Here is a 25,768-nt window from a genome sequence, read left to right as displayed (position 1 = left end):
ATGAACCTGCCCCGGACGCCGACATTTCGCCTCGATGGAAAGCGGGCCCTCGTAACCGGGGGAACGCGCGGCATCGGGCTTGGGGCGTCCGTGGCCCTGGCCGAAGCCGGCGCCGAAGTTACTGTGGCGGCGCGGACGGCAGAAGATGTCGAGCACGTCGTCAATGCCATGGCCGCGGCAGGTCTTGCGGCTGAAGGCGTGGCCATCGACATCACCGATTTCGATGCCGTCCGTGCTTTTGTCGAAGAAAGCGAACCCTACCATATCCTCGTCAATTCGGCGGGTACGGCGCGGCATTCGGCCATCTCCGGCATTACCGAGCCTGACTATCAGGCCGTGATGCAGCTCAATCTTGCCGCAACTATCTTCGTGTCGCAGGCTGTCGTCGCAAAATTGCAGGCAAGCGGGCAGGGCGGATCGATCATCAACATCTCCTCGCAGATGGGCCATGTCGGTGGACCCAACCGCGCCGTTTATTCGGCAAGCAAACATGCTGTTGAAGGCCTGACAAAGGCCATGGCCATTGAGCTTGGTGCCAGCAATATACGGGTGAATACGGTATGCCCGACCTTTATCGAAACCGAGCTGACGGCGAAGAACTTGAGCGATCCTGATTTTCGTTCCTGGGTTTTGTCCAAGATCAAGCTCAATCGGTTGGGTCGGGTGGAGGATATCATGGGGCCGATCGTTTTCCTGGCTTCGGAGGCGGCGGGGCTGATTACCGGCACCGCGCTCTTGGTGGATGGTGGATGGACAGCGGAGTAAAAAAGCCGGGGGTGACCTCGTCACAGGTTGCGCGCCGCGCAGGCGTGTCGCAATCAGCTGTTTCCCGCACATTCACGCCCGGCGCATCCATCTCCCCAAAGACGCGCGCCAAGGTCATGGCCGCCGCTAAGGAACTGGGCTACCGGCCCAACGCCATAGCGCGCTCGCTGATCACTAATCGCTCGCGCATTATCGCCGTGGTGATGGCCTATCTCGAAAACCTCTTTTATCCGGACGTGCTCGAAGAGCTGGGGCGCCTCTTGGTCAAGGAGAACTACCGGCTGCTGCTCTTCACCGGCTTCATGGATCGCGACAGCGATCCGGTGTTCGACCAGCTGATGCAATATCGCGTCGACGGGATCGTGCTGGCCTCTACCTCTCTTTCATCCGAACTCTCGGAAGAATGCGCGGCGGCGGGTATTCCGGTCGTGCTCTTCAATCGAACGACCGAGCGCGATGCCGTGTCGAGCGTGACGACGCGCAATCGCGAGGGTGGGCGGCGTGTGGCGGAATTTCTGGTGGCCGGGGGCCACAAGAGGTTCGGCTATATTTCGGGCCTTGAAAGCTCGTCTACCAATCGCGATCGCTTCGCTGGATATAAGGAAGGCTTGGCCGAGGCTGGTCACACCGAGATCATCTACGAGGTCGGCAACTATGATCGCGCCGAAGCTGAAGCTGCGGCGCGAAAGATGCTCTCGAAGCCAGATCGGCCCGATGCGCTGTTTGTTGCCAATGACCACATGGCCGTGGCGGTGATGGATGTTGCGCGGCATGAACTCGGGCTCTCCATTCCAGAAGATCTCTCCATTGTGGGCTATGACGACGTCGGGCCGGCCCGATGGACCTCTTATGGGATCACCTCGATGAGTCAGCCGCTCAAGCGCATGGTCGAGGCGACCGTGAATATCCTGATGGATCAGATTTCGAGCGGCGAGATCGAGGCCGAGCATCGCATTCTCAATGGTGAGCTTGTGGTGCGCACCTCGGCTCGTCTGCCCAAATCCGGCGTTGTCGAGGTTGACGGCCGGCGCATCTTTAAACCCGCAAAAGGCTGAGACGATGTCTTGCAAGACACGCTTCGGCCGCGTTTGCGACCCATATTGCATACGAATGCAAAACTGCTATCCTGCCACTGGAGAGAGGATGTCATCATGACCCAACAAAAGACCTGGACCCAGGCCGAAATGGAAAAACGCCTGGTGCGCTATGCGGACTTAAAGGGCCTGCGCAACGCGTTTATCGACGCGCGGACGCCGGGGTCGGACCGCAAAGAGAACTTTACCATCATCGGGCCGGGCGTGAGTGAAAATCCGGCGCAGGTCGTGCACATTCCGGAAGCCCACGGTTTCAACTTTGGCGCGGCCCGCCAGCCCTTCGGCTGCGTCAACTCGCAGCACTCGCACCTGACGGCCGAGACCTTCCTCGTCCACACCGGTAAGTGGCGCTTCGTTTTTGGTGCCAATAAGGACGAAGGCTATCTCGATGTCGAGCCGGGTGATGTGGCGACTGTGCCGACCCATATGTTCCGCGGCTTTGAAAAGCGCGACGAGGGTACGGGCTTCCTCGCCGTGGTTCTTGGTCACGACGATCCGGGCAAGGTGGTCTGGGCACCAAGCGTCTTTAAGATGGCCGAGGATTTTGGCCTGAAGCTGCTCAAGGGCGGCAAGCTCGTCGATACGACGCTGGGCGAAAAGGTTCCGGAAGGCGCCGAGCTCGAACTGCCGCCGGACGAGGCCAAGCTCAAGGAATTGGCGACCCCGCCCATGTCCGAACTGGCCAAATATGCGATCAAAGCCGCGGACATTAAGGGCGATCCCAATTCTCCGCTGGCGGGCGAAGGCGTTGAAGAAGCGCCTGTCATCGGCGACGTCGACGGGCAGGACGGCATCAAGGCTGGCCCGATCGTCGGGCACTGGAAGCACGATTTCACCGTGCGTCGTCTCAAGCTTGAAACCGGAGCGATCGTTCCGGCGCATGCGCGCTCGGAACAGGAAGTGCTCTTCATGCAGTCTGGCACGCTGGAATTCACTTGGGACGGCGGCTCGCTGATCCTTGGCGCCGGCGACACGCTCACTGTTCCCGTTGGCCTCGTCCATGGGTTCCGCAATCCGGCCTCTGCCGACGCGATCGCCTTCGTTATCCGCGGTGCTGCCTCGCCAGCCGCTCCGCAGTTCGCAACCGCTCAGGCCGCGGAGTAAACCCATGGCACACAAGATCCTCACCACCCATGTCGGCTCGCTGCCGCGATCCAAACAGGTGACCGATCTTGTGTTCGCCAAGGAGGCCGGTGTCCCGATCGAGGAGGCTGGCTTCAACGAGATCATTTCAGCGGCGGTAAACGACGTCGTCGCCAGGCAGAAGGCGGCGGGCATCGACCTGCCGTCGGACGGGGAGATGAGCAAGATCTCCTACGCCACCTATATCAAGGATCGGCTGACGGGTTTTGACGGCGACAGCTCGCGCCGCCCGCCGGCCGACCTTGAGCTCTTTCCCAATTTCCTGAAACGCCAAGCCTCTTCGGGCGGCACGCCGACCTATCGCCGGCCGAAATGCGTCAGCGAAATCAAGGTGAAGAGCCTTGAACCTTTGCGCGAAGACGTCGATGCCTTTCAGGCGGCGCTATCGGCCAATGGCTATGCCAAGGGGTTCATGAACTCGGCGACGCCGGGCGTGATCGCGCTCTTCCAGCCCAACGAATTCTACAAGACCCAGGACGAGTATCTCGAAGCCGTGGCCGAGGGCATGCGCGTCGAATATGAGGGCATCGTCGAAGCTGGGTTCATCCTGCAACTCGATGCGCCCGATCTCGGGCTTGGCCGGCATATGATGTACAAAGAGCTCGACGATGACGGGTTCGTCAAAGCGGCCGGGCAGCATATCGAGGTGATGAACCATGCCCTCCGCAACGTGCCAGGCGATAAGGTGCGCATGCATGTGTGCTGGGGCAACTACGAAGGTCCGCACATCTGTGACATCGCGCTCAAGAAAATCCTGCCAAGCCTTTTGAAGGCCAAGCCACGGGCGCTGCTTTTTGAGGGCGCCAATCCGCGTCATGCGCATGAATGGGTGGATTGGGAAAATGTCGATCTGCCGGATGATTATGTGCTTATTCCAGGTGTGATCGACTCAACCTCGAACTTCGTCGAGCATCCAGAATTGATCGTGCAGCGGCTCAAGAATTTCATCGATATCGTGGGCGCCGAGCGCGTGATCGCTGGCACCGATTGTGGCTTTTCGACCTTTGCCGGGTTTGGTGCTGTTGATCCGGATATCGTCTGGGCCAAGTTGAAGGCGCTGAGCGAAGGCGCCGAGATCGCCAGCAAGGCGGCCTAGCCGCGATATTCCTACGATCGTCATTGCCCGTCCTGTCCGGGCAATCCATCTGGCAGACGCATGGACCACTCGGACAAGCCGGGTGGTGACGACACAACAAATCAAGCGGAGGAACAGATGGCAAAGATTTCACCCGAGGCGCTGGCCGCCCTGCGCAAGGCGGATACGCCAACTGTGTGCAACGCACTTGAGCACGTCATGGGCGGCCGCACCGCCGAGGGTTTCACCAAGCATCCGGTGGTTTGCGCCGATCCCAGCCTGGCTCCCGTTGTTGGTTTTGCGCGCACCGCAAAGATCCGTGCCTCTTCGCCGGCACAGAAGCCGGCGGCCGAGGTGCGGGCGCTGCGCATGCAGTACTACGAATATGTCTCGGGCGGCGAAGGGCCGACCGTGGCCGTCATCGAAGATACCGACTGGCCCCATGTGATCGGCGGGTTCTGGGGTGAGATGCAGGTGGCCCAGCACAAGGGGCTTGGCGTTGCTGGCACCGTGACCAATGGCGTCTTGCGCGATCTTGGCATGCTCGACGAAGGCTATCAGGTGATCGCCGGCGCCATCGGTCCGAGCCACGCATTCGTGCATGTGACGGAGCTCGATTGCCCCGTCACGGTGTTTGGCATGAGCGTGCGGCCTGACGACCTCATCCATGCGGATCGTCATGGCGGTGTGATCATTCCCGCTGAGCATATCGAGCGGATGCCTTGGGCTATCGATGTCGTTATGCGCAAGGAAGTGCCGATTTTGACGGCTGCACGGGCGCCAGGCTTTACAGTTGAAAAGCTCCGCGCAGCATGGCTCGAGGCCGACAAGATCAGCTGAGGCCGCGCTGGCCGGGCTCGAAATAGGTGCCGGTCTCTAGATCCTCGATGAGCCCAGGTCCGCTTGGCGTCCAGCCGAGGCGCTTTTGCGTCTTGGTGCTGCTGGCAGACATGCCGAGCTGGGCGAACATGCCCATCCAACCAAAATGCTCGGCTGATTGCGCGGCTGGGATCGATTTGACTGGAACGCCCAGGCGCTGGCCAATAATCGTCGCGATGTCGCGGAAGGGGATGCCCCGATCGGCTGCGGCGTGGAAGCGGGTGATGCCGGGAGCGACGGCGTGCAGCGCCTCCATGTAAACATTCGCAGCATCCTCGACGTGGATAGCGGACCAAAGATTGTCGCCATTGTCGACATAGGCCGAAAGGCCCTTGCGGCGAGCGATATCGATCAGGGTCGGCACGAACCCGTGGTCGCCATCTCCGTGGACCGAAGGCGCGAGGCGGACGATGCCGACGCGGACGCCCTGATCGGCAAAGGCAGAGGCTGTCTTCTCGGAGTCGCGGCCATTGCCTGCGGCGTGGATGCTCGCATCGTCCTCGGTGCCGGCGCGGCCGGGCGCGAGCCCAGCAAGGCCCGAGGTGAAAAGCAGCGGGCGGTCGCTGCCGGCGAGGGCTTGGCCTATGGCGGAGATGGCCGCGCGGTCGGTGTTTGCGGCCAGTGTCATCTGGCTGAAGTCGTGAATATAGCCGAGGTGCATGGCGGCATCGGCCGATGCTGCGGCCGCGGCGAGGATGTCGGTGTCAGCGAGGTCGCCGCGCTGGACCCTGGCGCCGGCCGCTTCGAGCGCTGCGGCGGATTTGTCGGAGCGGGCGAGGCCGGTTACGGTGTGGCCTGCCGCTAAGAGGTGTCGAACAACGGCGGAACCGACAAAACCCGAGCCACCAGTCACAAAAATTCGCATGGCTTTTCTTTCCTGTTGCGTGGTGGCAGGAGAGTTAGACGCGCGACGACGGGCGAAAAAGTCGGGACCTTATACCGGTATGGCGACTAACAGGCTGGCGATGGACCAAACGAACGAACTGGGCACATTCCTCCGCGAGCGTCGGTCGCGGCTCGATCCCGCGGCCTTGGGCATGCCGATGGAACGACGGCGGACGCCGGGTCTGAGGCGCGAGGAAGTGGCGCAGCTCGCCCATGTCAGCCCCACCTGGTATACGTGGCTCGAACAGGGACGCGGCGGCGCGCCATCAGCCGACGTGCTTGACCGGCTGGCGCGGGCGCTGGGCCTCAGCGAAGTCGAGCGTGAGCATCTTTATCTTCTGGCGCAGCATCGCCCGCCGAAGGTCGCTTGGGCGGAGCGGTCGCCGATCACGCCGAAGTTGCAGCGCGTGCTCGAGGCCTTTGGCGACAATCCGGCGCTGATCAAGTCCCCGGAATGGACGATCCTTGCCTGGAACCGCGCGGCGCATGGCGTTCTGGGCAATTTTGCCGAACCGACAGGGGAGGAACGCAATCTCTTGCGGAACCTGTTTCTGCGCGGCCAATACGGTCACCTGAGCGACTGGGAGGGCCTGGCGCGGATGATTGTTGGCAGCGTCCGGCGCGATCTCATGCGCATCGGCATGTCGCCAGAGATCGAGGCGTTTATTGCCGAGGTGAGCGCAGGAAGTGCACTGTTCCGGGCGATGTGGGAATCTGGCGAAGTGATGTTGCACAATGATGGCAGCAAGCAGATTACCCATCCGACGATGGGCGTGCTGAACCTCGAATTCACGACCTTTGCGGTCGATGGTGCGCCGGATCTTGGGCTGGTGGTCTTCAACCCGATGGGGCCGGAGGACCGCGATAAGCTGCGGACATTTTTGGCAAAATGAGAAAGGCCGGCGTCTCCGCCGGCCTTCCTGTTAGTTCGTCTTGGCCTGCATGCGATCGAGGCGCAGCTGGGCGGCGCGGCGGTGGCCTTCGAGGCCTTCGCTGGCCGACTGGCGGGCGGCCGGCGGCGCAACCTGCTTGACGCCTTCTTCGTCGAGCCACTGGTGGGTGGCGATCTTGACATAGGCGCCGACCCAGAGGCCGCCGGTGTAGCGGCCTGCACCCATGGTTGGGAGGGTGTGGTTGGTGCCGGAGTTCTTGTCGGAATAAACGACGCTCGCGAGTTCGCCGATGAACAAACTCCCGTAATTCCGCAGCTTTTTGGCGAAGGCCTTGGCGTCGATGGTGTGCACCTGGAGGTGCTCGGCGGCGATGAGATCGGAATAGGCGATCATCGCGGCTTCGTCTTCGCAGACGGTAATTTCACCGTAGTTGATCCAGGCTTCGCGGGCGGTGTTGGCCGTCGAGAGCGTCTGGAGCTGGGCTTCGACTTCCTTAAGCGTTGCTTCGGCCAGAGCCTTGTCGGTGGTGATAAGACCGACGCGCGTGCGGATATCGTGTTCGGCCTGGGCGAGGAGGTCAGTCGCGATCATTTCGGCGTCACCCGAAGAATCGGCGACGACGAAAATCTCAGAGGGGCCAGCGAGTTGGTCGATGCCGACGGGGCCGAAAACCTGGCGCTTGGCTTCATTGACGAAGGCATTGCCGGGACCGACAATCTTATTGACGGCAGGGACGGTCTCGGTGCCGTAGGCGAGGGCGGCGATGGCCTGGGCGCCGCCGATTTTGAAGATGCGGTCGGCACCAGAAAGGGCGCAGCCGGCGATCATGGCTTTATGGGCATTGGGCGGGAGGCAGGCGATGACCTCGTCAACGCCGGCGACCTTGGCCGGAACGATGGTCATAATCGGGGCGGAGAGCAGCGGATAACGGCCGCCGGGGACATAGCAGCCGACGCGCTCGATGGGGATGACGCGGTGGCCCATATGGACGCCGGGGAGGGTTTCGACTTCGAGCGGCAGGATGGTCGCAAGCTGCGCCTGGGCGAATTTGCGAACGTTTTCAATGGCAAACTCGGTGTCCTTGCGGGTCTGAGGATCGAGTTCGTCGAGCGCGGCCTGGCGTTCCTCGGCGGTGACCTCAAAGACTTCCAGTTCGGACTTGTCGAATTTGGCTGAATATTCGCGGACCGCCTTGTCGCCATTGGCGCGGACGTTCTTGATGATTTCGGAGACGAGGGTCTCGACCGGGGCGTTGTCGCTGATCGAGGAACGCTCTGGCGCCTTGACATAGGTGACGCCGGGGAAGGGGGAATTGCTCATTGCATCAGGTCTCCGAAACGACAGCGAGAGGCGGGCAGTCGGGTAACATTCCGTTAGCGCCGAGCGCCTCAGAAGGCTGAGATTGATCTTGCATACGTATTCAAAATTTGCCAGAGTTTTTTGGTGAGGAGGCTCTCGATCTTTTGTCGGAGCCCAACCGTGACCCGGTAGCGATGAACAGCCACGCCAATCCCGATCTGGAGCGAGACAGCACGCGTGCGCACGCCGTGCCGCTGGTGTTGCTGCCGGGAACTGTCTGCGACGAGCGCCTGTTCGCGCCGATGTTGTCCGAACTCGACCATTCCGAAATTATCGTCTTGCCGCTGACTGGGGCGAGGACCACGCCGGATCTGGCGGCGAGGCTTCTGGCCATGGCGCCAAAGCGGTTTTCACTGCTTGGCTTTTCGCTCGGTGGGATCGTGGCGCTTGAAATGATAGCGCAGGCGCCCGAGCGGATCGAGCGGCTGGCGCTGGTCGATACGACCGCAGCGCCGGACGGCAATGTCGACGTGCGGCGTATTGCGACTGAAAAGGCGCGAGGCGAGGGGATGACGGGCTATATCCTCGGAAGCTGGGACAAGCTTGTTTCACCCGCCAATCGCAACGACGTAAAATTGCGGGACGCGATCGTTTCCATGGCAGTAGATGCCGGGGCCGACGTGCTGGCGGAACAATCCGATATCGCCATCCATCGAAACGATAGCCGTCCGCGTCTTGGCGCAATCGATGTGCCGACGCTGATCCTCGCGGGAGAGGACGAGCAGGTTTGCTCGCTTGATGCGCATGCCGAACTCGCTGCGGGCATTCCTGTCGCCCGTTATTTTACCATTCCGAAAGCCGGGCATTTCAGCCCGCTTGAAAATCCGGCCGCAGTGGCGCGACATGTACGCGACTGGCTGGACTGGACCCAAGAAACACTCTCGAACGAGCCGTCACAGACCAAAGGAGCGGAAATGAGCGACGCAACGAGCAAACCCCAGACCAAAGGCGCTTCGCCCGTCGCCGTGGAAAACGTGCTGCAGGTCGAGCGTCACGACTATCCCGATCTCGCGCCGACCAACCGCCCGCGCTCGCAGTCGCTCAACGGGTTTGACGACATCTATACCGACATCGTCGACTACATCATCCGCTGCACCCACAAGATCTGGGACGAGCGCGATATCGGGCTGATCTATACCCACTACACGCACAACTGCGTACTCTATGGCACCACCGGTACGATCTACAATCGTGAGGACGTGGTGCGCGACACCATTCAGCGTCTCGTTTCCTTCCCGGAACGCCGCGGCATGGGCACGCAGGTGATCTGGAACGGCAATGACAAAGATGGCTTCTATACCAGTCATCTCGTGACCGGTTCGGGTCGGCACACCCAGTATGGCCATCTTGGCCAACCGACGGGCAAGCCGTTCGTTTCGCGCACGATTGCTGACTGCATGGTCTTCGAAAACAAGATCTATCGCGAATGGGTCGTTGCCGACACCATGGCCATCATTCAACAGCTTGGGCTCGATCCGCACCATTTTGCGATGAAAACGGCCAAGGCCAAGTTCGACGCCGGGCTGATCTCGCTCGATATCGGCGAAAACCGCCGCTTCCTCGGCCAGACGCCGCCGAACGAAAAAGCTGACACCTCGCTGGCACACAACGACATTGAAGCCCAGACGATCGAAATGCTGCACGAGGTCTTCACCAAGCGCATGTTCGGCCAGATCGCGCGCGATTATGCGCCGAATGCGCAGTATCATGGCCCGCTGATGAAAGAGCTTTATGGCCAGGCGGCCATCATTCATCAGCATCTCGGGCTCATCGGCTCGCTGCCCGACGCCTCGTTCGAAATCCAGCACGTGGCCTCAAATCCCTGCGAAGAGGGCGGCACCAAGGTTGCGGTGCGCTGGCTGATGGAAGGCCATCACCTCGGCTATGGCATTCTCGGCACGCTGGGCGACCCCACCGGCAAGCGCGTGCAGGTGATGGGCATGACCCACTATCACTGGAAGAACGGCAAGATCGTCGACGAATGGAACGTCTATGACGAGCTGAGCCTCTTGGTCCAGGTCAAGTTGGGGCAGCTTGCGGCGGAAGCCGGTGTCGCTGACTGATCTTTCTCTGCTTTGTCGCTGCCGGCCTTACGGTCGGCAGCGGACGGCGCAGCGATTGGGCTTTACTGCTCCTTTTCGCGCCTAATACGAACGATGTGATCCGGATTTGACGTGGATCGGCGTGTGGCACGTGTCGTACTGACTTCAGCCCGCTATTCTGACGGTTGCTATTCCCTGAGGCGACGCTGGGCTTGAGTGCAGTGGCCCCGAATTAAGGCCGTGTCGAAAACGCCTGTCGCCATGACCTTCTCGATGCGATCCATATCCTCGGTGATGTCGATGCCTTGCTCGATCAACCAGTCGTCCGAAAAATAGGTCTGGGCGTATCGTTCGCCGCTGTCGCAGATGAGCGAGACAACGGAACCAGCGTCGTTGCGACTGAGCATTCCTGATGCAGCCCATAAGAGACCGATGAAATTCGTTCCGGTCGAGCCGCCGACGCGGCGGCTCAGGCGCTTTGAAAGTACGCGGCTGGCGGCTATCGAGGCGGAGTCGGGGATTTTCAGCATCGCATCGACAACATTGGGCAAGAACGAAGCTTCCATGCGCGGGCGACCAATGCCTTCGATGCGGCTGCCTCGTTTGCAGCAACAGGTGCTACCCGTCTCGGTCCAGCCTTCGTAGAAGGCGGAAAATTCCGGGTCGGGGACGCAGAGTTCGGTTGGAAGGCTCTTGTAGAGAATGTAGCGGCCGATCGTTGCCGATGTGCCGCCCGTACCTGGGCTCATGACAACCCAGCGCGGGATCGGGTGGCGCTCCATGGCCATCTGGCGGAAAATCGACTCGGCGATATTGTTGTTGCCGCGCCAGTCGGTCGCGCGCTCGGCAAAAGTGAACTGATCGAGATAGTGGCCGCCGGTACGGGCTGCCAAATTTCTGGCTTCATCGTAGATGGCCGAGGGCTCGTCGACAAGAACGCAGTGCCCGCCATATTGCTCGATGGCTTCGATTTTGGTGCAGGATGTCGTTCGCGGCAGGACAGCATAGAATTTGAGACCGAGCAGACGGGCGTAATAGGCCTCACTGACGGCGGTGGAGCCTGAGGACGCTTCGACAAGCGCAGTATCAGGACCGATTACTCCATTACAGAGACCATAAAGGATGAGCGAGCGAGCCAGGCGATGTTTGAGGCTACCCGTCGGATGACATGACTCGTCTTTGAAATAGAAATCCACATTCGGAAAACCGGGCAGCGCCATTGGGATGAGATGAGAGTCGGCGGAACGCTGGGCATCTGCATCCAACAGGCGGATAGCTCTGCTCGGCCAGAATTCTGAGTTTTCTTCAGGGACCATCTTCTGAGCAACATCTTGCTATCTACACCGCCTCATAGGGTATGATGTTCTGTAGAGTTGGTCAATTTTAGATTTCGGCCGTTGGCTAAATGGCGCCTTGATCTCGGTTGTGTCTTGTCGCCTCGCAAAGAGCTGAATTGGCTGAAAGGTTCTCTCGAACACAGGCTTCACCAATTTCGACAGACAAATCGACATTAACACACTTGAGTTAAGTTAATCGGACTCACATAGTCCTGTCTTGAAGCTGTCATGTCGGCCGGCCGGAGGGGTGGCGACGCTGGCAGCGTAAGGAGAGGAACTCGTTCATGCCACGTTTGACCCGTCGAACTTTCATCGCGTCGGTGCCGCCGCTCTTGGCCGCCACACAAATTCCAGCCTGGGCTGCTCCTGCTTCGGATCTTGAGCTGATTGCTGCACAAAAGGGCGAGCCAGCGATCGTCAAACTCTATCGCCAGCTCGAACGTTTGACCTCTACCGTCACCTTGATGACGACCGGCGCGCATCCCGACGACGAGCCGAGCGGCATGCTGGCGGCCCTGCGCCATGTCTATGGCATTCGCCCAGTGCTTTATTGCATCACGCGCGGAGAAGGCGGGCAGAACGCAATCGGGCCGGAACGTGGTTCGGTTTTGGGCGTGCTGCGCACGCGCGAGATCACCGAAGCCTCACGCTCGCTCGATGCCTCTCTGGCCTTTGGTAGTCAGGGTCACCACGACAATATGCATGACTTCGGGTTTTCAAAGGACCCCAACCAAACGATCGACCGTTGGGGCCGCGACCGCGTGATCGAGCGCATGACCTGGGCGGTGCGCCACTATAAGCCCGACGTGATCATGAACTGCTTCCTCGACGTTGGCGGGCAACACGGCCACCATCGTGCGGCCAATGTCGCGACATTTATCGTGGCCGATATTTCGGGCAATGCCGAAGAATTTCCGGACCAGATCGCGGCCGGCTTGAAGACCTGGACCGTCCCCAAGATCTACCAGCCGGCATGGGGTGGTGGTGGCGGTGTATATGACGACGAAACGCCGCCGCCGCCGACGACGCTCGTCGTGCGTGCGCCCGAACGCGATCCGATTTCCGGCGCCACGTTCCCGCAGATGGGCGAATGGTCGCGGTCCTGTCACCTGACGCAAGGGATGGGGACCTGGCGGCCTGATCCGCAGACCGAATGGCCGATCAACCTCTCTTGGGCTGCCAATGGCGAAGCCGGCAGGAAAGAGAGTGACATTCGCGACGGTCTGATCGCCACGGTCGGCCACATTGCCGAACTCGATGGCATGCCAGCGGCTTCGGCTGACGCGCTGCGCAATGCGCAGGGGCTGATCGATGAAGCGCTGGCCGATTATGGCGATCCGGTCGAAGTTGTGAAGCGCCTTGTCGAGATCGGCAAGGCCGTTTCCGAAGCCCGTTCGACGCTGCCGGCAGAACTCGAAGACCAGGTCGCCCACCGGCTCGATCGCAAGATCAGGGAAGTCGATCTGGCGCTCGCGACGGCGGCTGGCATGCGCGTGCGCGCCTATACAGATGGTGCCGATCTCCACCCGGGCGAAGACATCATCGTCAAGGCGATGGTCGATGCGCCGGATACCATCACGGTCGATTCCGTCGAGGTGGTTGCCCGCAACGGCATTACCGGCGAAACGGCTGAGGATGGCGTCAAGGTGAGCGTTGCGGACGATGCCGCGCTGACCAATCCTCTGACCGAGCAATTTGATCCGCTCGGTGGTAATGGCGATGCCTTCGTGCGTCTGACGGCGACGATTGCCGGCCATAAGGCCGTGCTCGATGTCGATCTTGAGGATGCACTCCGTGTTCTGCCGGAAGCCTCGCTTGAGCTCAAGCCGGATGCGGTGGTGTTCAATACCGAAAGCGAAATCTCGCCGGTGGCTTTCACCGCCGTGGTTTCGGGCGGCACGACGGCGGACCTCGACTTCCAATTGCCCGAAGGTTGGGTCATGGCGGCGAAGGGTGAGACGGGCTCGGAAGCGGGCACGTTCGAACTGACGCCGCCAGCTGAACTTGGCACCGAGCGGGTCACCATTGCGCCAAAGCTCCTTGGAAAGGAGGCTTACGCCATCAATGTCTTCACCTATCCCCATATCGGGCGGTCGGTGGTGCCGACAGAAGTGGCGGTGCCGGTGCAGTCGGTTGGTGCGGTCATTCCAGATGGGCGGATCGGCTATATCGGTGGGGGCAATGATAATGTCGCGACCTGGCTCAATCGCCTTGGCGTTGATCTTAAGGAACTGAGCCCGGCCGATATGGAGGCGGGCGCCTATCGCGATCTCGACACTTTGGTCGTTGGCATTTTCTCCTTCGGTCGCCGCCCCGATCTTGTCGCAGCGCTGCCGGGTCTCCATGAATGGGTGAAGAATGGCGGTCACCTTGTGACGCTCTACCACCGTCCGTCGGACGGCTGGGATCCGGAGACCGTGCCGCTGGCTTTCCTCAAGATCGGTTCGCCTTCGATCCGCTATCGCGTAACCGACGCCAAGTCGACGGTGGATGTGCTCGAGCCAGACCATCCGCTTCTCAACTACCCCAATGCCATTACCAAAGAAGACTGGGACAATTGGGACAAGGAGCGTGGGCTTTATTTCGCTTCGGAATGGGACGAGGCCTATGTGCCGCTACTCGCCATGGCCGATGCGGGTGAGGAACCGCTCAAAGGTTCGCTGCTGTCCGCGGAAATCGGCGAAGGGCGTCACACCCATACCAGCCTCGTGCTGCATCACCAGCTCGACAAGCTGACCCCCGGCGCCTTCCGCATCATGGCTAACCTGATCCAGCCGGCCAAGCGCTGATACGCCTTCGGTTCGCGTAAGCTCCCAGCGCGAACCGCTGCCGTGCCTCCTAACGCGGCGAAACCCTCGGCCATGCCAGGCCGGGGGTCTTTTTTTGGGGTTCAGGGCTCTGAGCGGTCGAGGCGGGTCGTCAGGATCAGGGCGCCGATGATGATGGCGGTGCCGATGATCGTTGTGGGCGCTGGCACTTCGCCAAAGGCGAGGAATCCGGCGAGGCTGGCGAGGACGATGGACAGATAACCGACGGGGGCGAGCAGATTGGCCGGGGTCGACTGATAGGCGCGGAGGAAACAGTATTGGCCGATCTGCGCCAGGACGCCGATGGCAAGGAGCAGTGGCCAGTCGGCTGATGCGACCGGTTTCCACGAGACGGCGGCGGGGATGGACGTGAAGACCGTGAGGCCGACGGTGTAGAAAACCATCAGGACGGTGGTGTTTTCCTTGGCGAGGGCGCGGGTCTGAACGGTGGCGAGGGAACCGAAAAGGACCGAAGCAAGGGCGGCCAAGAGCCCGAAGTTCCATGCGATTTCCCCCGGGGCGACCATGACGAGGACGCCGAGAAAACCGATGGCGGCGCCGATCCAGCGCCAGGGGCCGGATCGTTCGCCAAGGAGAGAGGTCGCGAGCGCCAGGACGACGAGCGGGCGCATGAAGCCGATGGCATTGGCAAGGGCCAAGGGCAGGGCGGTGAGCGCGGCAAAGTTGGCATTAAGGGCAAGGGTGTTACAGAGCACGCGGAAGGCGTGGCGGCCCCATTGCCTGGTTTCTCGCAAAGCCTGGCGGTGGCGCCAGGCGAGCGGGAGGACGCTGACAAGGCCGATGAGCGAGCGGATGAAAACCATCTGCACAGCGGGATAGCTGGCGCCGCCCAATTTCACGAGCACGGTCATGAAGGTCACGAGCACCATGTCGCTCGCGAGCCAAAGATATCCGGCTCGCGATAGATTGGTCTCCATATCAGGCAGACTGGAGAAGATTGGCCATGAGCCGGAAAGCGCCGGGGACGAGCCTGTCCAACTGGTGATGGAGAACAAGGCTCGTATGGGTGTGACGACCCGCACCGATCTTGGCCGAAAGCAATGAGCCGATGAGGGGTTCTTCACCGGCGTCGCTCATGGCGAGAAGAGGGACATATGCGTCGTCCCAGGCGGAGGCGAAGTAGAGCCCACGTTCCTTGTCCCAGCCGGCGAAATCGTCCGAGGTAATGCGATTGGGGCCGATGAGGAGCTTGTGCTGGGGGTCGAGGAATTTCACCTCGGCGGCGGGATTGGTGGTGCGCCAGCGCAGTGATGGACTGCCGATGGTGATTGGGCGCGGCGGTGTTTCGTCCGCTATCCAGCCATCGCTGGGGCGGTGATAGAGCGTGACGAGATGGCCGCCGGCCTCGACCCAGCGGTGGAGTTTTTGCGTTGCAGCCCTGAGGTCCGGGCGGAGGCCGAAGGCGAAAATGCCGATGACGATGGTGTCATAGGCCGAGAGATCGCCCGCGGGGGCTTCGGCATCGAGTTCGGTGATGTTGGCGCCCATGCGGTCGAGCCAGAGGCCGACACGATCGGAGCCGCCGCCGATATAACCGATTTTAGTGTCGGGGACCATCATGTTCAGCGCCAGGATGTCGAGTGACAGCGGGCGGGCAAAACGGGTGCGGCCGATATGCGGATAGGCGATGGGGGTGACGCCGAAGGCCGGCGCGCCATCGACGAGGAGAGGCAGGCTGTGGCGGCCGGCGGTGAGGAGGACGTCGGAGTTGACGGCGAAAGTGCTCTCGCCCCGTTCGATGGTCAGGCTGGGAGCGCTCGGGATAGTAATGCGGCCGAAGTCGATGTCGGATTTGAGGGCGACGGTTTTCGTCACTGGGGCCGATAGCGGAAGAATAAGAGCCTCGGGGGTAATCGCGACCGTATAGGTGGGGGAGAGCTGCAGGTCTTCTTCGGTTTCGCGGAAAAAGCGGATGACCTCGCTGTTCACCTCGGCCTCAACGCGCACCGACACATTGCCGTTTGCATAAAGGTTCTGCCAATCGGGGCGGAAGGCATTCTCGATCTTTGCGCCGGCGCGGGCGGTGAGTGCGATGGTCGCACTGTCGCCAGAGAGACTGACCACATCGCTGGGCAAGAAGGCGTCAGAGGTGAGGGGGGTCACGCGGATATTTTCGGCCTCGCCAGGTTCAGCTTCGATGGTGAGATCGACTGTTTCGCCGGGGGCGATGCTGGCTGAGGAGACCGAGGCGTAGATTTCGATGCCGGCGGCGATGGCGGTGGCGGCGTCGAGTTCTTCGAGCTTTCGCTCAAGACGATGAGCGTGCTCGGGGGCGATGTCCTCCTGTGCGCCGCGGATGGCGCGGCGGGCAATGCTGAGAGCGGGCAGGATGGCGGTGCTATCGGGGAACGCAGCTATGGCCTGGGCGAGGGCAGCGTCGGCGGCGGCGAGATAAGGCGATGGGCCGAGATCGCTGAGCGATTTGGGCAGGTCATCGAAAAGTCCGCCTTGTGCATCGGTACCGACCTGGTGGAGCGGCCATGTTGTTTCGCCGGGGTGCCGCCAGTGGCCCATGTTCTGGCTGGCGTGGAAGGCCCGGGAGACTTCGCCGAGTTGCCAGAAGGGCATGCCGGTGGCGAAATCGTTGCCCGTGGCCGTGACGAAAAGATTGGCCTTGGGCGGGGGGACTTCGTCGTCATAGGTGTCGCCGCCGCCGGACCAGGCGGGGAGACAGAATTTTGTGACGGTCCAAGGCGCGAGGTTTTCTGTTTCGTAAGCCGGATCGGCGGCGAAAGCGAGAGCGCGCTCGGCGGCCTCGGTCATTGCGCGGTGGTGACCGTGCTGGCCGGGAACGTCGAGGAAGGTGGGGATGACAATATCGGGGCGGAACTGGCGATAGGCGCGGACGAGGCGATCGATGATGCGCTCTTCCCCCCAACGCGCGAGGGTATCCTTGCCGGATTTGGAGAAGCCGAAATCGTGCACGGGATCGTCGGGACCATGGCCGAGCCAGGCGATGTCGGCATCAAGGGCACGGGCAGCTTCTTCCATTTCGCGTGAACGCAACACGCCGAGTGCACCGCCGCGTTCGGGCCCCAGGGTATTTTGGCCGCCCTCGCCGCGGGTGGAGCAGGCGACGATGATGCGCATGCCCATTTCGTGGCGCATGGCGGCGAGCATTTCGTTGTGCTCGTCATCGGGATGGGCGCCGGTATTCATCACCGTCACCGTGGATTTGAGGCGGGACAGGGCGCGGGCGAGAGCAACGAGACGGGGCTGGGCTGCGCGACGGCGCAGGCGTTCGGGAGCGGTAAGCATTGGTCGTCCAGATTTCATAATTGGCGTTTTGGAACGGCACACTGTCATCGCACACGTCTCTCATAGAGAGAGGCATGGGTGACAAAAGTCAGCCGACGGGGTTGGAAACGCTGAGATGGGGAGAGACTGTGTCGAGGAGCGGCAGCGCGGCGGCGCCGAGCGCTGCCGTCAACTGGCCCGTCTGGCCGCGGATAACGCGGGGTTGCGAGCGTTGCCGTCTCGTTGCGACGGAAACGGGCAAGGGGTCGAGCGCGGCGATGACCGCTTCAAGAACTGAATCGGGCAGGCCGCCGCCGAAAATGACGGTTTCTGGATCGAAGATGTTTTCGAGCATGGCGACGGTGGGCGCAAGGTAATCGGCAGCCATGTCGATCCATTCGGCAAGCGTCGGATCGGCCTTGTCGTGCAACGTCTGGATGTCATCGACAGTGGCTGCATAGATGCCGGCCATGGCGAGCCGTTCGCGCAGAGCAAAGACCGAGACGAAACGCTCGAGTGCGCCGGCTGGGCCATAGTGGACCTTGCCCTTGCGGGGGACGAGACCGACATGGCCGATTTCGCCGGCATTGCCGAAGGCGCCGCGCAAGGGGCGGCCTTCCTGGATGACGCCGAGACCAAGGCCGACACCGAAGTAAAGGTAACAGAAGCTGCCGATCTGGCGACCGGCGCCATAAAGACGTTCGCCGACCACAGCGGCCGTGGCGTCGTTCTCGACAAAGACCTGCTGGCCCGTAGCTTTGGCAAAAAGAGCAGTCGCATCAACGCCCGTCCAGCCGGGAAGGGTGGCGGGGCCGACCGAGCTCATACCCTCGACCTCGAATGGACCTGGCATGACGACGCCGATGCCGAGAAGCTTGCTGCGGTCAGCGCCAAGTGAGGCTTCGAGGCGCTGGACTTCCGCTGTCACTTGGTCAGGGACGGTATCGGGGCCCGTGGCCTCAAGCGGCAGGATGGATTTGGCGCGCACGCCGCCTGAAAGATCGAGAAGCGCGGTCACCATATGGTCGGCGGCGATTTCGACCCCAGCGGTCATCGGGCCGTTGGGATTGACGGCGAACTGGATGGGGGGCTGTCCACGACCGGATCGGAGCCGACCAAGTTCAACGAGAAGCCCTTCTTCGAGCAACTCGTCGACAATATTGGCCACGGCCTGGGGCGTGAGCTGGGCGCGTCGAGCGATCTCGGTGCGGCCGAGATGTTCGTGGAATCGAATAACCTCCAGCACCACGCGGCGATTGTGCGCGCGGTTGCGCTCGGGATTGGACCCGATAGCGACGCGTTGACGAAGCTCTTTCTTGCTGCGGCCGTTCAAATTTCCGCCTCCCCCACTGCCTCGCTAGCATGGCGGGGCGGTGCAAGACTAGCCAGGCAACACAATAACTCAAGTAGATTATTTTATTGACAAGGGACGGTCACATATTGGACGTTGCTGGCCTGTCGGGCGGCGTCTGCCGTCCTAAGGGATGAGAGGCGTCGGAGGGTCGACGCTCCAATGGAGGGACTTTATGCGTAAGGCATATGTAGCCGGGCTCGCTGCCGGCATCAGCTTCATCGCAATGGGCGCAGCCCAGGCCGTGGAAATCGAATATTGGCAGTATGTCTTCGATAGCCGCGTCCAGGCGATGGACCAGCTGATCGAAAAATTCGAAGCTGCCAATCCAGACATCACCGTCAAGCAGACCACTTTCCCCTATGCCGACTACCAGACGCGCGTCGTTGCCGCCAAGGTTGCCGGCCAGGGGCCGGACGTGGTGCAGCTCTTTTACGGCTGGACTGACCAGTTCGTGAATGGCGGCCTGATCCAGCCGCTCGACCCGGCCGTGTTCCCGCACGAGGAAATCGAAGCGGACTTCTTCCCCATCGTTTCGGCAATGAAGCGTGGCGACGATTATTATGGCCTGCCGACCGCCGTGCGCTCGCTGGCACTCTTTTACAACAAGGCCTTGCTCGACGAAGCCGGTGTCGAGCCGCCGCAGACGCTCGACGAGCTTCTGGCGGTTGCCGAAGCCACGACCAAGCGCGATGGCAGCGGCAATATCACGACGGCCGGCATCACCATGGACATGGCCGGCCAGGATCACCACTGGTGGCGCGAAGTTCTCGTGCGCCAGAACGGTGGCGTCCCCTACGATGACGAAGGCAATGTTGCCTATAACGACGCGGCCGGCGCTGCGGCCCTGAAGTTCTATACCGACCTTCAAACCGAAAAGAAGGTCGGCCTCGTCGGCTTCATGGATGAAGGCCAGGCGGCGTTCCGCGCAGGTCTTGCCGCCATGACCATCGATGGCACGTTCCGTCTCGGCGCCTTTGCCGATAACCCGTTCGAATGGGGCGTGGTGGAACTGCCCGCTGACGCCAATGGCATGCGCTCGAACTATTCGAGCTATTTCGCCAACGGTATCGGGGCGACCTCGACCGGAGAGGAGCTCGCAGCCGCGCAGAAGTTCCTGCAGTATATCTCCTCGCCCGAAGCGATGGAAATCTGGCTCGAAACGGTTGGTGAACTTCCGGCACGTCGTGGCGTGGCGCTGACCGAAGCAAACCTTGCCGATCCGATCCGCGGGCCGTTCCTCAAGGGTCTTGAATACGCTCAGACCACCCAGTTCTACGACGAAGCCGCACAGCGCCAGACCGCGATCGACATGGTCAATCGCGTGCTGCTCGAAGGCCAGTCGATCGAAGACTCGCTTGCCCAGGCCGCTACGGCCGAACAGGCGATTATCGATCAGGGTCGTCAGTAAGGGGTAAGCTCTTTCAAGAGCGCGAACTTCGCCACGACATCGACTGTCACCCCGGCCTTCGCCGGGGTGATGACCGATGATATTTTGGCGCTAAGGCAACCCCTCGCATCTTCTCGCAGGAGCGAACATGGCGTCGGCGAACGCGATTTCACAAAGAGGCCCGGTTCGCTTCTGGGACCGTCTCAATATCAGCACCAAGCGGGTCATCTGGGCCTGGGCGTTTCTCGCCGTGCCGATCATCTTCTATGCGGGCATCCGCTTTTATCCGACATTCCAGGCCTTTTGGCTGTCGCTGACCAATTGGGATCTGCTGCGGCCAGCCCAGTTCATCGGCTTTGCGAACTACCAAAAAATGTTCGCCGATCCGGTTTTCTGGAAAGTCTTCCAGAACACGTTTCTCTACCTCATCATCGGCACGCCGGTGAGCCTCGTCATCTCCTTCGTGATCGCCTACTACCTCGATCGCGTGAAGCTGATGCACGGTTTTATCCGTGCCCTCTATTTCCTGCCTTTCCTGACGACGGCTGCAGCCATGGGTTGGGTCTGGCGCTGGTTCTACCAGCCGGTGCCGATCGGGGTGATCAACGGCTTTTTGTCCTCGGTTGGCATTCCGCAGCAGCCATTTTTGCGCTCGGTCGACCAGGCGCTGTTCTCGATCCTGATCCCGGCGATCTGGGCCGGGCTCGGGTTCCAGATCATCATCTTCATGGCCGGGCTACGCGCCATTCCCAGCACCTTTTATGAGGCCGCCAAGATCGACGGGTTGGGGGATTGGGCAATCCTTCGAAAGATCACTATCCCGCTTTTAAAGCCCACCACCGTGTTTCTCGTCGTGTTCTCCTCGATCGGTTTCCTGCGCATCTTCGACCAGGTCTATAATATGACCTCGAATGATCCGGGTGGGCCGCTCAATTCGACCAAGCCGCTGGTGCTAATGATCTATCAGACCGCCTTCTCATCCTACCAGATGGGCTATGCGGCAGCGCAGACCGTGGTGCTGTTCACCATCCTGCTCATCGTATCCCTGCTCCAGCTCTATGTGCTGAGGGAAAAGAAATGACCGTGACCTCAACCGAGCTCAAGGCGAATAGCCGCGACATCCGCCCCGGCCGCATCATTGCCTGGACCCTGCTGCTGATCGGCGGGTTGATCATGATCACGCCGCTTCTCTTCATGTTTTCGACTTCGCTGAAGACATCAGGACAGGTCTATGACCTGAGGCTGATCCCGGCGGCGCCGACCTTTGACAATTATATCAAGGTCTTGGGCGATGGCCGCTTCATGCAGTGGTTCCTCAACTCGACCATCATTGCCGTTACGGTGACGATCTCGAACGTATTCTTCGACAGCCTCGTCGGCTACACGCTGGCCAAATTCGAATTCCGCGGTCGCTATTTTATTTTCCTCGCCATCCTGTCGACGCTTATGATCCCCACCGAAATGCTGGTGATCCCGTGGTACCTGATGTCGAGCCAGCTCGGTTGGCTGAATTCCTATTGGGGCATCATGTTTCCCGGCATGATGACGGCCTTCGGCACATTCCTCATGAAGCAGTTCTTCGAAGGCGTGCCCAACGATTTCCTCGAAGCCGCTCGTGTCGATGGGCTCAACGAATTCACCATCTGGTGGAAGATTGCCATGCCCATGGTGGTGCCGGCGATTTCGGCTTTGGCCATCTTCACCTTCCTCGGCAACTGGACGGCCTTTTTCTGGCCGCTGATCGTCACGACCTCCAAGGAACTCTATACGCTGCCTGTCGGCATCTCGAGTTTCTCGGCCGAGGCGTCCATCCAGTGGGAGCTGATCATGACCGGGGCCGCCATCGGCACCATCCCGACGCTCCTCGTCTTCCTTCTTCTCCAGCGCTACATCGTTCGTGGCGTCATGCTGGCCGGCCTCAAGGGTTAGACCATGATCGATCCACGTGCAGCCGACAATTCGGTCTTCCCCGATCCGGTCTATAAGGAAACCGTTCTGGCGCCGCTCTTTGATGGTGCCAAGGACCACCATGTCGAGGGGTTCCGCTCCATCGACCGCGCGCATCTCGTCATGCTGGCCGAGACCGGAATTCTGAGTGCCGATCAGGCCCGCGACATTGCCGTGGCGCTCGAGAGCATCGATGCCGAGATCGATCCCACAACGCTCGTCTATACCGGTGAGGTGGAAGACTTCTTCTTCCTCATCGAGAAGGAGCTGAAAAAGCGCGTCGGGCCTGATCTTGGCGGACGCCTTCATACTGCACGCTCCCGCAACGATATCGACCACACGCTCTTCAAGCTTGGGCTGCGCGAGCGGCTCAATGTCTTGATCGGCAAAGCGCTCAGACTGCACGCGACGCTGATCGAAGCGGCGGAGCGCGAAAAGGAGACGCTGATCGTCGCCTATACCCACGGGCAGCCAGCGCAGCCGACGACCTTTGGGCATTATCTATCAGCCATTGTCGAGTTCGTCGGGCGCGATATCGAAAGGCTCTTTGAAGCTTATCGGATCGTCGAGCTCTCGCCCATGGGCGCGGCTGCGATCACAACGACTGGTTTTCCCACCGATCGCGGGCTTGTCGCCGAACTCCTCGGCTTTGAGGCGCCGCTGCAGAATTCTTATTCGTGCATTGCCGGGGTGGATTACATCACCTCGACCTATTCGGCCATTCAGTTGCTGTTTCTGCATCTGGGGCGGCCGATCCAGGACTTTCAGGTCTGGACCAGCTTTGAGGTGGGGCAGATCTATGTGCCCAATAGCCTCGTACAGATTTCTTCGATCATGCCACAAAAGCGCAATCCAGTGCCGATCGAGCATTTGCGGCATCTGGCGAGCCAGACGGCCGGCCGGGCACAGGCCATGCTTACGGTGATGCACAATACGCCCTTCACCGACATGAACGACAGTGAGGGCGAAACGCAGGCCATGGGCTATCAGGCGTTTTCTTCGGCCTATCGCGTGCTTGATCTCCTCGCGGCACTGGTCGAACAAATCCGCATCGATCCCAAACGTGTGCGGGACAATATTGCGCGCTCCTGCATCACCATTACCGAACTGGCCGACTCCCTCGTACGCCGCGAAGGGCTGTCCTTCCGCGAGGGCCACGAGATCGCGGCGTCCGTTGCCAAAGCCGTTGTCGCGATGGGCGGCGATCTCGTCAACGATGGTTTTGGACCATTCACTTTGGCTTTCGAGAAGGCGACCGGGCGTTCTTCTTCGCTTGATGAGACCAGTTTTGCCGAGATTGTCTCGCCCGAATATTTCGTTGCCGTGCGCACCCGCTTTGGTGGGCCAGCGCCGGAGCCGCTGAACGCGGCCATTGCCGGCTATCGGCAGGACGCCCAGCGTCTCTCAGACATTTTCGACAAAATCCTGCGCCGCCAGGCTGATGCCGCGCGCATGCTCAAAGAACGCTTCGGCGCATTGAAGGGAACCGCCTGATGGCCAAGATCGAACTGCAGAAACTGGTCAAGGAATACGGCAAGACCCGCGCTGTCCACGGCATTGACCTAACCATCGAAGATGGGGAATTCGTCGTTTTCGTTGGCCCATCGGGCTGCGGGAAGTCGACAACGCTGCGCATGATTGCCGGGCTCGAGGATATTTCGGGCGGTAATCTCTTGATTGGCGGAGAAGTTGTGAACCAGCGCGAGCCCAAGCAGCGCAATATCGCCATGGTCTTTCAGAACTACGCCATCTATCCGCACATGACTGTGGGCCAGAATATCGGCTTTGGCCTTTATACCTCAAAACTCTCAAAGGCCGAAAAGCAGAAGCGGATCGAAGAGACCGGCAAGATTCTGGGGCTCGAAAAGCTGCTCGATCGCCGTCCCGCGGCGCTTTCGGGTGGGCAGCGTCAGCGCGTTGCCATCGGCCGCGCCATGGTGCGTGATCCAGCCGCGTTTCTCTTCGACGAACCACTATCCAATCTCGATGCGCAATTGCGCGCGCAGATGCGCCTCGAGATCAAGAACCTTCATCGCCGGCTTGGCACAACAATTGTCTATGTGACGCACGATCAGGTCGAAGCCATGACCATGGCTGACAAGATCGTCGTCATGCGTGATGGCAATATTCTCCAGGTTGGAACCCCGACCGACCTTTATGAAAACCCGGTCGATGTCTTCACCGCGCGCTTTATCGGCAGTCCGTCGATGAATATGGTCGAGGGCACGATTGCCGGCGGCGACTTAAGTATCGAGGGGGCAGGGGCCTCAGGACTTGGCCTTCCCACCCATGACGGCAAGGTGCTGGTTGGCGTGCGTCCCCATGATCTTGTGGTCGGCGAGTTCGGCGGGGCGGGGCTTTCGGCGTCCGGCACGGTCGAAGCGGTGGAGCCGCTTGGCTCGGAAACCCTGGTACATCTCGCTCTTGGCAAGGCACAGGTCATCGCCACAGCGCCAGGCCGGGTCGTGCCCCAGATCGGCAGCACGGTCTCGGTTCACGCCGGCACTGGATCGCTCTACCTCTTCGATGCCGTCAGCGAAAAGGCTTTGGGCCGCGCATGACATCGTCTTCGCCCCGCGCCGGGGCTGTCCTCAATCTTGGCCGCATTTATTGCGACATGGTGTTTCGCGGTCTCGACGGCATGCCGGCCTTGGGGCGGGAACTCTTTGCCCGCGACTTCGCCCTGACCCCAGGGGGTGGTGCTCTGATCACCGCGGCGCACCTTTCAGCGCTCGGGCGCCATTCCATGCTGCTCGCACGCTTCGGCACCGATGCATTGTCTCTGGCGCTTTCAGAGCAGATCGATCAACTTGGGATCGACCTCACTTTTCTGGACCGGCACGAGAGTGCCGGCCCGCAGCTGACCGTGGTCATGGTTCATAATGGTGATCGCGCCTTTCTCTCGCGCCGGGCTGGTCACGCCCGACCCGCCGGCTTTGAGGCGGCCTTGGCTCATTCCGGGGTGAGCCATCTCCACATTGCCGAATATGCAACGCTTCACGAAATGCCCGATGCGATTGCAAGCGCGAAGAAAGAAGGGTTGACCGTGTCGCTCGATCCGAGCTGGGATGCGGACCTGATCCACGATCCCTTGTTCTTTCAACGGGCTGCGGGGGTCGACCTCTTCCTCCCCAATGTGGAAGAGGCTGAAGCTCTGACTGGGGAAGCTGAGCCTGAAGCCGCACTCGCAGTCCTCCGGCGTCACTTTCCCATTGTCGTGCTCAAGCGCGGTGCCGAAGGCGCCATGCTCGCCTCAGGTTCCAAAACGATCGCGCTTCCGAGTCCGAAGGTTTCCGTCGTCGATACGACAGGGGCAGGGGACGCATTCAATGCCGGCTTCATCCACGATTGGCTCAATGGCTCTGAGCTTTCAACGGCGCTCGCCGCCGCAGTCGGAGCCGGAACGCGCTCGGTGCAGGCCTCCGGCGGGACGGGCAGTCTCCGTCTTTCCGTTTGAGGTTTTGGGGAGGCGCCTGAAAGCCTGAGTCTTGCCGCGTGGTTAAACCCCTCGTTGAGCCAAAGCACCGGCAATTTACCTCCAGC

The 25,768-nt window shown here is 61.0% G+C and carries 20 protein-coding genes; 14 read left to right on the top strand and 6 right to left on the bottom strand.

The genetic code is table 11. The features are described 5' to 3' along the window. The 5 genes from VW35_RS08865 (at position 1) to VW35_RS08845 (ending at position 4,917) form a co-directional block, all read left to right on the top strand. Positions 1-765, top strand: coding sequence for an SDR family NAD(P)-dependent oxidoreductase (locus VW35_RS08865; protein ID WP_046142699.1), 765 nt, complete (start codon positions 1-3; stop codon positions 763-765). A gap of 11 nt (positions 766-776) precedes the next feature. Next, positions 777-1,820 (top strand): LacI family DNA-binding transcriptional regulator, encoded by a 1,044-nt coding sequence (locus VW35_RS08860; protein WP_244465865.1) that lies wholly within the window; start codon positions 777-779, stop codon positions 1,818-1,820. A 96-nt stretch (positions 1,821-1,916) separates the two neighbouring features. Beyond that, the gene (locus VW35_RS08855; protein WP_046142697.1) at positions 1,917-2,963 is read left to right on the top strand and encodes a cupin domain-containing protein; all 1,047 of its coding nucleotides are present in this window, start codon (positions 1,917-1,919) and stop codon (positions 2,961-2,963) included. A gap of 4 nt (positions 2,964-2,967) precedes the next feature. Continuing rightward, positions 2,968-4,098, top strand: coding sequence for a cobalamin-independent methionine synthase II family protein (locus VW35_RS08850; RefSeq protein ID WP_046142696.1), 1,131 nt, complete (start codon positions 2,968-2,970; stop codon positions 4,096-4,098). Between the two features lie 117 nt (positions 4,099-4,215). After that, positions 4,216-4,917 carry an RraA family protein gene (locus tag VW35_RS08845; RefSeq protein WP_046142723.1) on the top strand — a complete coding sequence of 234 codons (702 nt, stop codon included), beginning with the start codon at positions 4,216-4,218 and terminating at the stop codon, positions 4,915-4,917. On the opposite strand, the gene VW35_RS08840 is transcribed toward VW35_RS08845, so the two are convergent. Then, positions 4,910-5,821, bottom strand: coding sequence for an SDR family oxidoreductase (locus tag VW35_RS08840; protein WP_046142695.1), 912 nt, complete (start codon positions 5,819-5,821; stop codon positions 4,910-4,912). The genes VW35_RS08845 and VW35_RS08840 overlap by 8 nt on opposite strands. A gap of 100 nt (positions 5,822-5,921) precedes the next feature. On the opposite strand from VW35_RS08840, the gene VW35_RS08835 reads away from it, so the two are divergent. Then, a complete protein-coding gene (locus VW35_RS08835) occupies positions 5,922-6,734 on the top strand; it encodes a helix-turn-helix transcriptional regulator (protein WP_046142694.1) in 813 nt (270 codons plus the stop codon). A gap of 30 nt (positions 6,735-6,764) precedes the next feature. Here the strand turns inward: VW35_RS08835 and hisD are convergent, their stop codons facing one another. Then, positions 6,765-8,054, bottom strand: a complete 1,290-nt coding sequence (hisD, locus tag VW35_RS08830) for a histidinol dehydrogenase (RefSeq protein ID WP_046142693.1) — start codon at positions 8,052-8,054, stop codon at positions 6,765-6,767. A 143-nt stretch (positions 8,055-8,197) separates the two neighbouring features. Between hisD and VW35_RS21980 the strand changes: the two genes are divergently transcribed. Beyond that, on the top strand, positions 8,198-10,156 hold the full coding sequence (locus VW35_RS21980; protein ID WP_244465864.1) for an alpha/beta fold hydrolase: 1,959 nt from the start codon (positions 8,198-8,200) through the stop codon (positions 10,154-10,156). A 167-nt stretch (positions 10,157-10,323) separates the two neighbouring features. Here VW35_RS21980 and VW35_RS08815 read toward each other — a convergent pair whose 3' ends face one another. Then, positions 10,324-11,331 carry a PLP-dependent cysteine synthase family protein gene (locus tag VW35_RS08815; protein ID WP_342016803.1) on the bottom strand — a complete coding sequence of 336 codons (1,008 nt, stop codon included), beginning with the start codon at positions 11,329-11,331 and terminating at the stop codon, positions 10,324-10,326. A gap of 425 nt (positions 11,332-11,756) precedes the next feature. On the opposite strand from VW35_RS08815, the gene VW35_RS08810 reads away from it, so the two are divergent. Beyond that, on the top strand, positions 11,757-14,261 hold the full coding sequence (locus tag VW35_RS08810; RefSeq protein ID WP_046142691.1) for a PIG-L family deacetylase: 2,505 nt from the start codon (positions 11,757-11,759) through the stop codon (positions 14,259-14,261). Between the two features lie 101 nt (positions 14,262-14,362). On the opposite strand, the gene VW35_RS08805 is transcribed toward VW35_RS08810, so the two are convergent. The 3 genes from VW35_RS08805 to VW35_RS08795 all read right to left on the bottom strand — a co-directional run bounded on the left by VW35_RS08805 (position 14,363) and on the right by VW35_RS08795 (position 18,870). Next, positions 14,363-15,217: a DMT family transporter gene (locus VW35_RS08805; protein WP_046142690.1), complete on the bottom strand. Its 855-nt coding sequence runs from the start codon at positions 15,215-15,217 to the stop codon at positions 14,363-14,365. Between the two features lies 1 nt (position 15,218). Next, positions 15,219-17,558 carry a PIG-L family deacetylase gene (locus VW35_RS08800; RefSeq protein ID WP_046142689.1) on the bottom strand — a complete coding sequence of 780 codons (2,340 nt, stop codon included), beginning with the start codon at positions 17,556-17,558 and terminating at the stop codon, positions 15,219-15,221. 88 nt (positions 17,559-17,646) lie between these two features. Continuing rightward, positions 17,647-18,870, bottom strand: coding sequence for an ROK family protein (locus VW35_RS08795; protein WP_046142688.1), 1,224 nt, complete (start codon positions 18,868-18,870; stop codon positions 17,647-17,649). A gap of 193 nt (positions 18,871-19,063) precedes the next feature. Here VW35_RS08795 and VW35_RS08790 point away from each other — a divergent pair, with 193 nt between their 5' ends. The 6 genes from VW35_RS08790 to VW35_RS08765 all read left to right on the top strand — a co-directional run bounded on the left by VW35_RS08790 (position 19,064) and on the right by VW35_RS08765 (position 25,682). Beyond that, positions 19,064-20,299, top strand: coding sequence for an extracellular solute-binding protein (locus VW35_RS08790; RefSeq protein ID WP_046142687.1), 1,236 nt, complete (start codon positions 19,064-19,066; stop codon positions 20,297-20,299). A gap of 127 nt (positions 20,300-20,426) precedes the next feature. Next, positions 20,427-21,359: a carbohydrate ABC transporter permease gene (locus tag VW35_RS08785; protein WP_046142686.1), complete on the top strand. Its 933-nt coding sequence runs from the start codon at positions 20,427-20,429 to the stop codon at positions 21,357-21,359. Then, the gene (locus tag VW35_RS08780) at positions 21,356-22,207 is read left to right on the top strand and encodes a carbohydrate ABC transporter permease (RefSeq protein WP_046142685.1); all 852 of its coding nucleotides are present in this window, start codon (positions 21,356-21,358) and stop codon (positions 22,205-22,207) included. The genes VW35_RS08785 and VW35_RS08780 overlap by 4 nt, the downstream gene beginning before the upstream one ends. A 3-nt stretch (positions 22,208-22,210) precedes the next feature. Beyond that, the gene (gene argH / locus VW35_RS08775; protein ID WP_046142684.1) at positions 22,211-23,719 is read left to right on the top strand and encodes an argininosuccinate lyase; all 1,509 of its coding nucleotides are present in this window, start codon (positions 22,211-22,213) and stop codon (positions 23,717-23,719) included. After that, positions 23,719-24,786, top strand: a complete 1,068-nt coding sequence (locus tag VW35_RS08770; protein ID WP_046142683.1) for an ABC transporter ATP-binding protein — start codon at positions 23,719-23,721, stop codon at positions 24,784-24,786. Before argH ends, VW35_RS08770 begins: the two co-directional genes overlap by 1 nt. Continuing rightward, positions 24,783-25,682: a carbohydrate kinase family protein gene (locus VW35_RS08765; protein WP_046142682.1), complete on the top strand. Its 900-nt coding sequence runs from the start codon at positions 24,783-24,785 to the stop codon at positions 25,680-25,682. The genes VW35_RS08770 and VW35_RS08765 overlap by 4 nt, the downstream gene beginning before the upstream one ends. The last annotated feature ends 86 nt before the right edge of the window (positions 25,683-25,768 follow it).

It is taken from the genome of Devosia soli (assembly GCF_000970455.1).
Lineage (GTDB): Bacteria > Pseudomonadota > Alphaproteobacteria > Rhizobiales > Devosiaceae > Devosia > Devosia soli.
The sequence above is the reverse complement of the archived record's forward strand: the minus strand, read 5'-3'. Positions and strand labels throughout refer to the sequence as shown.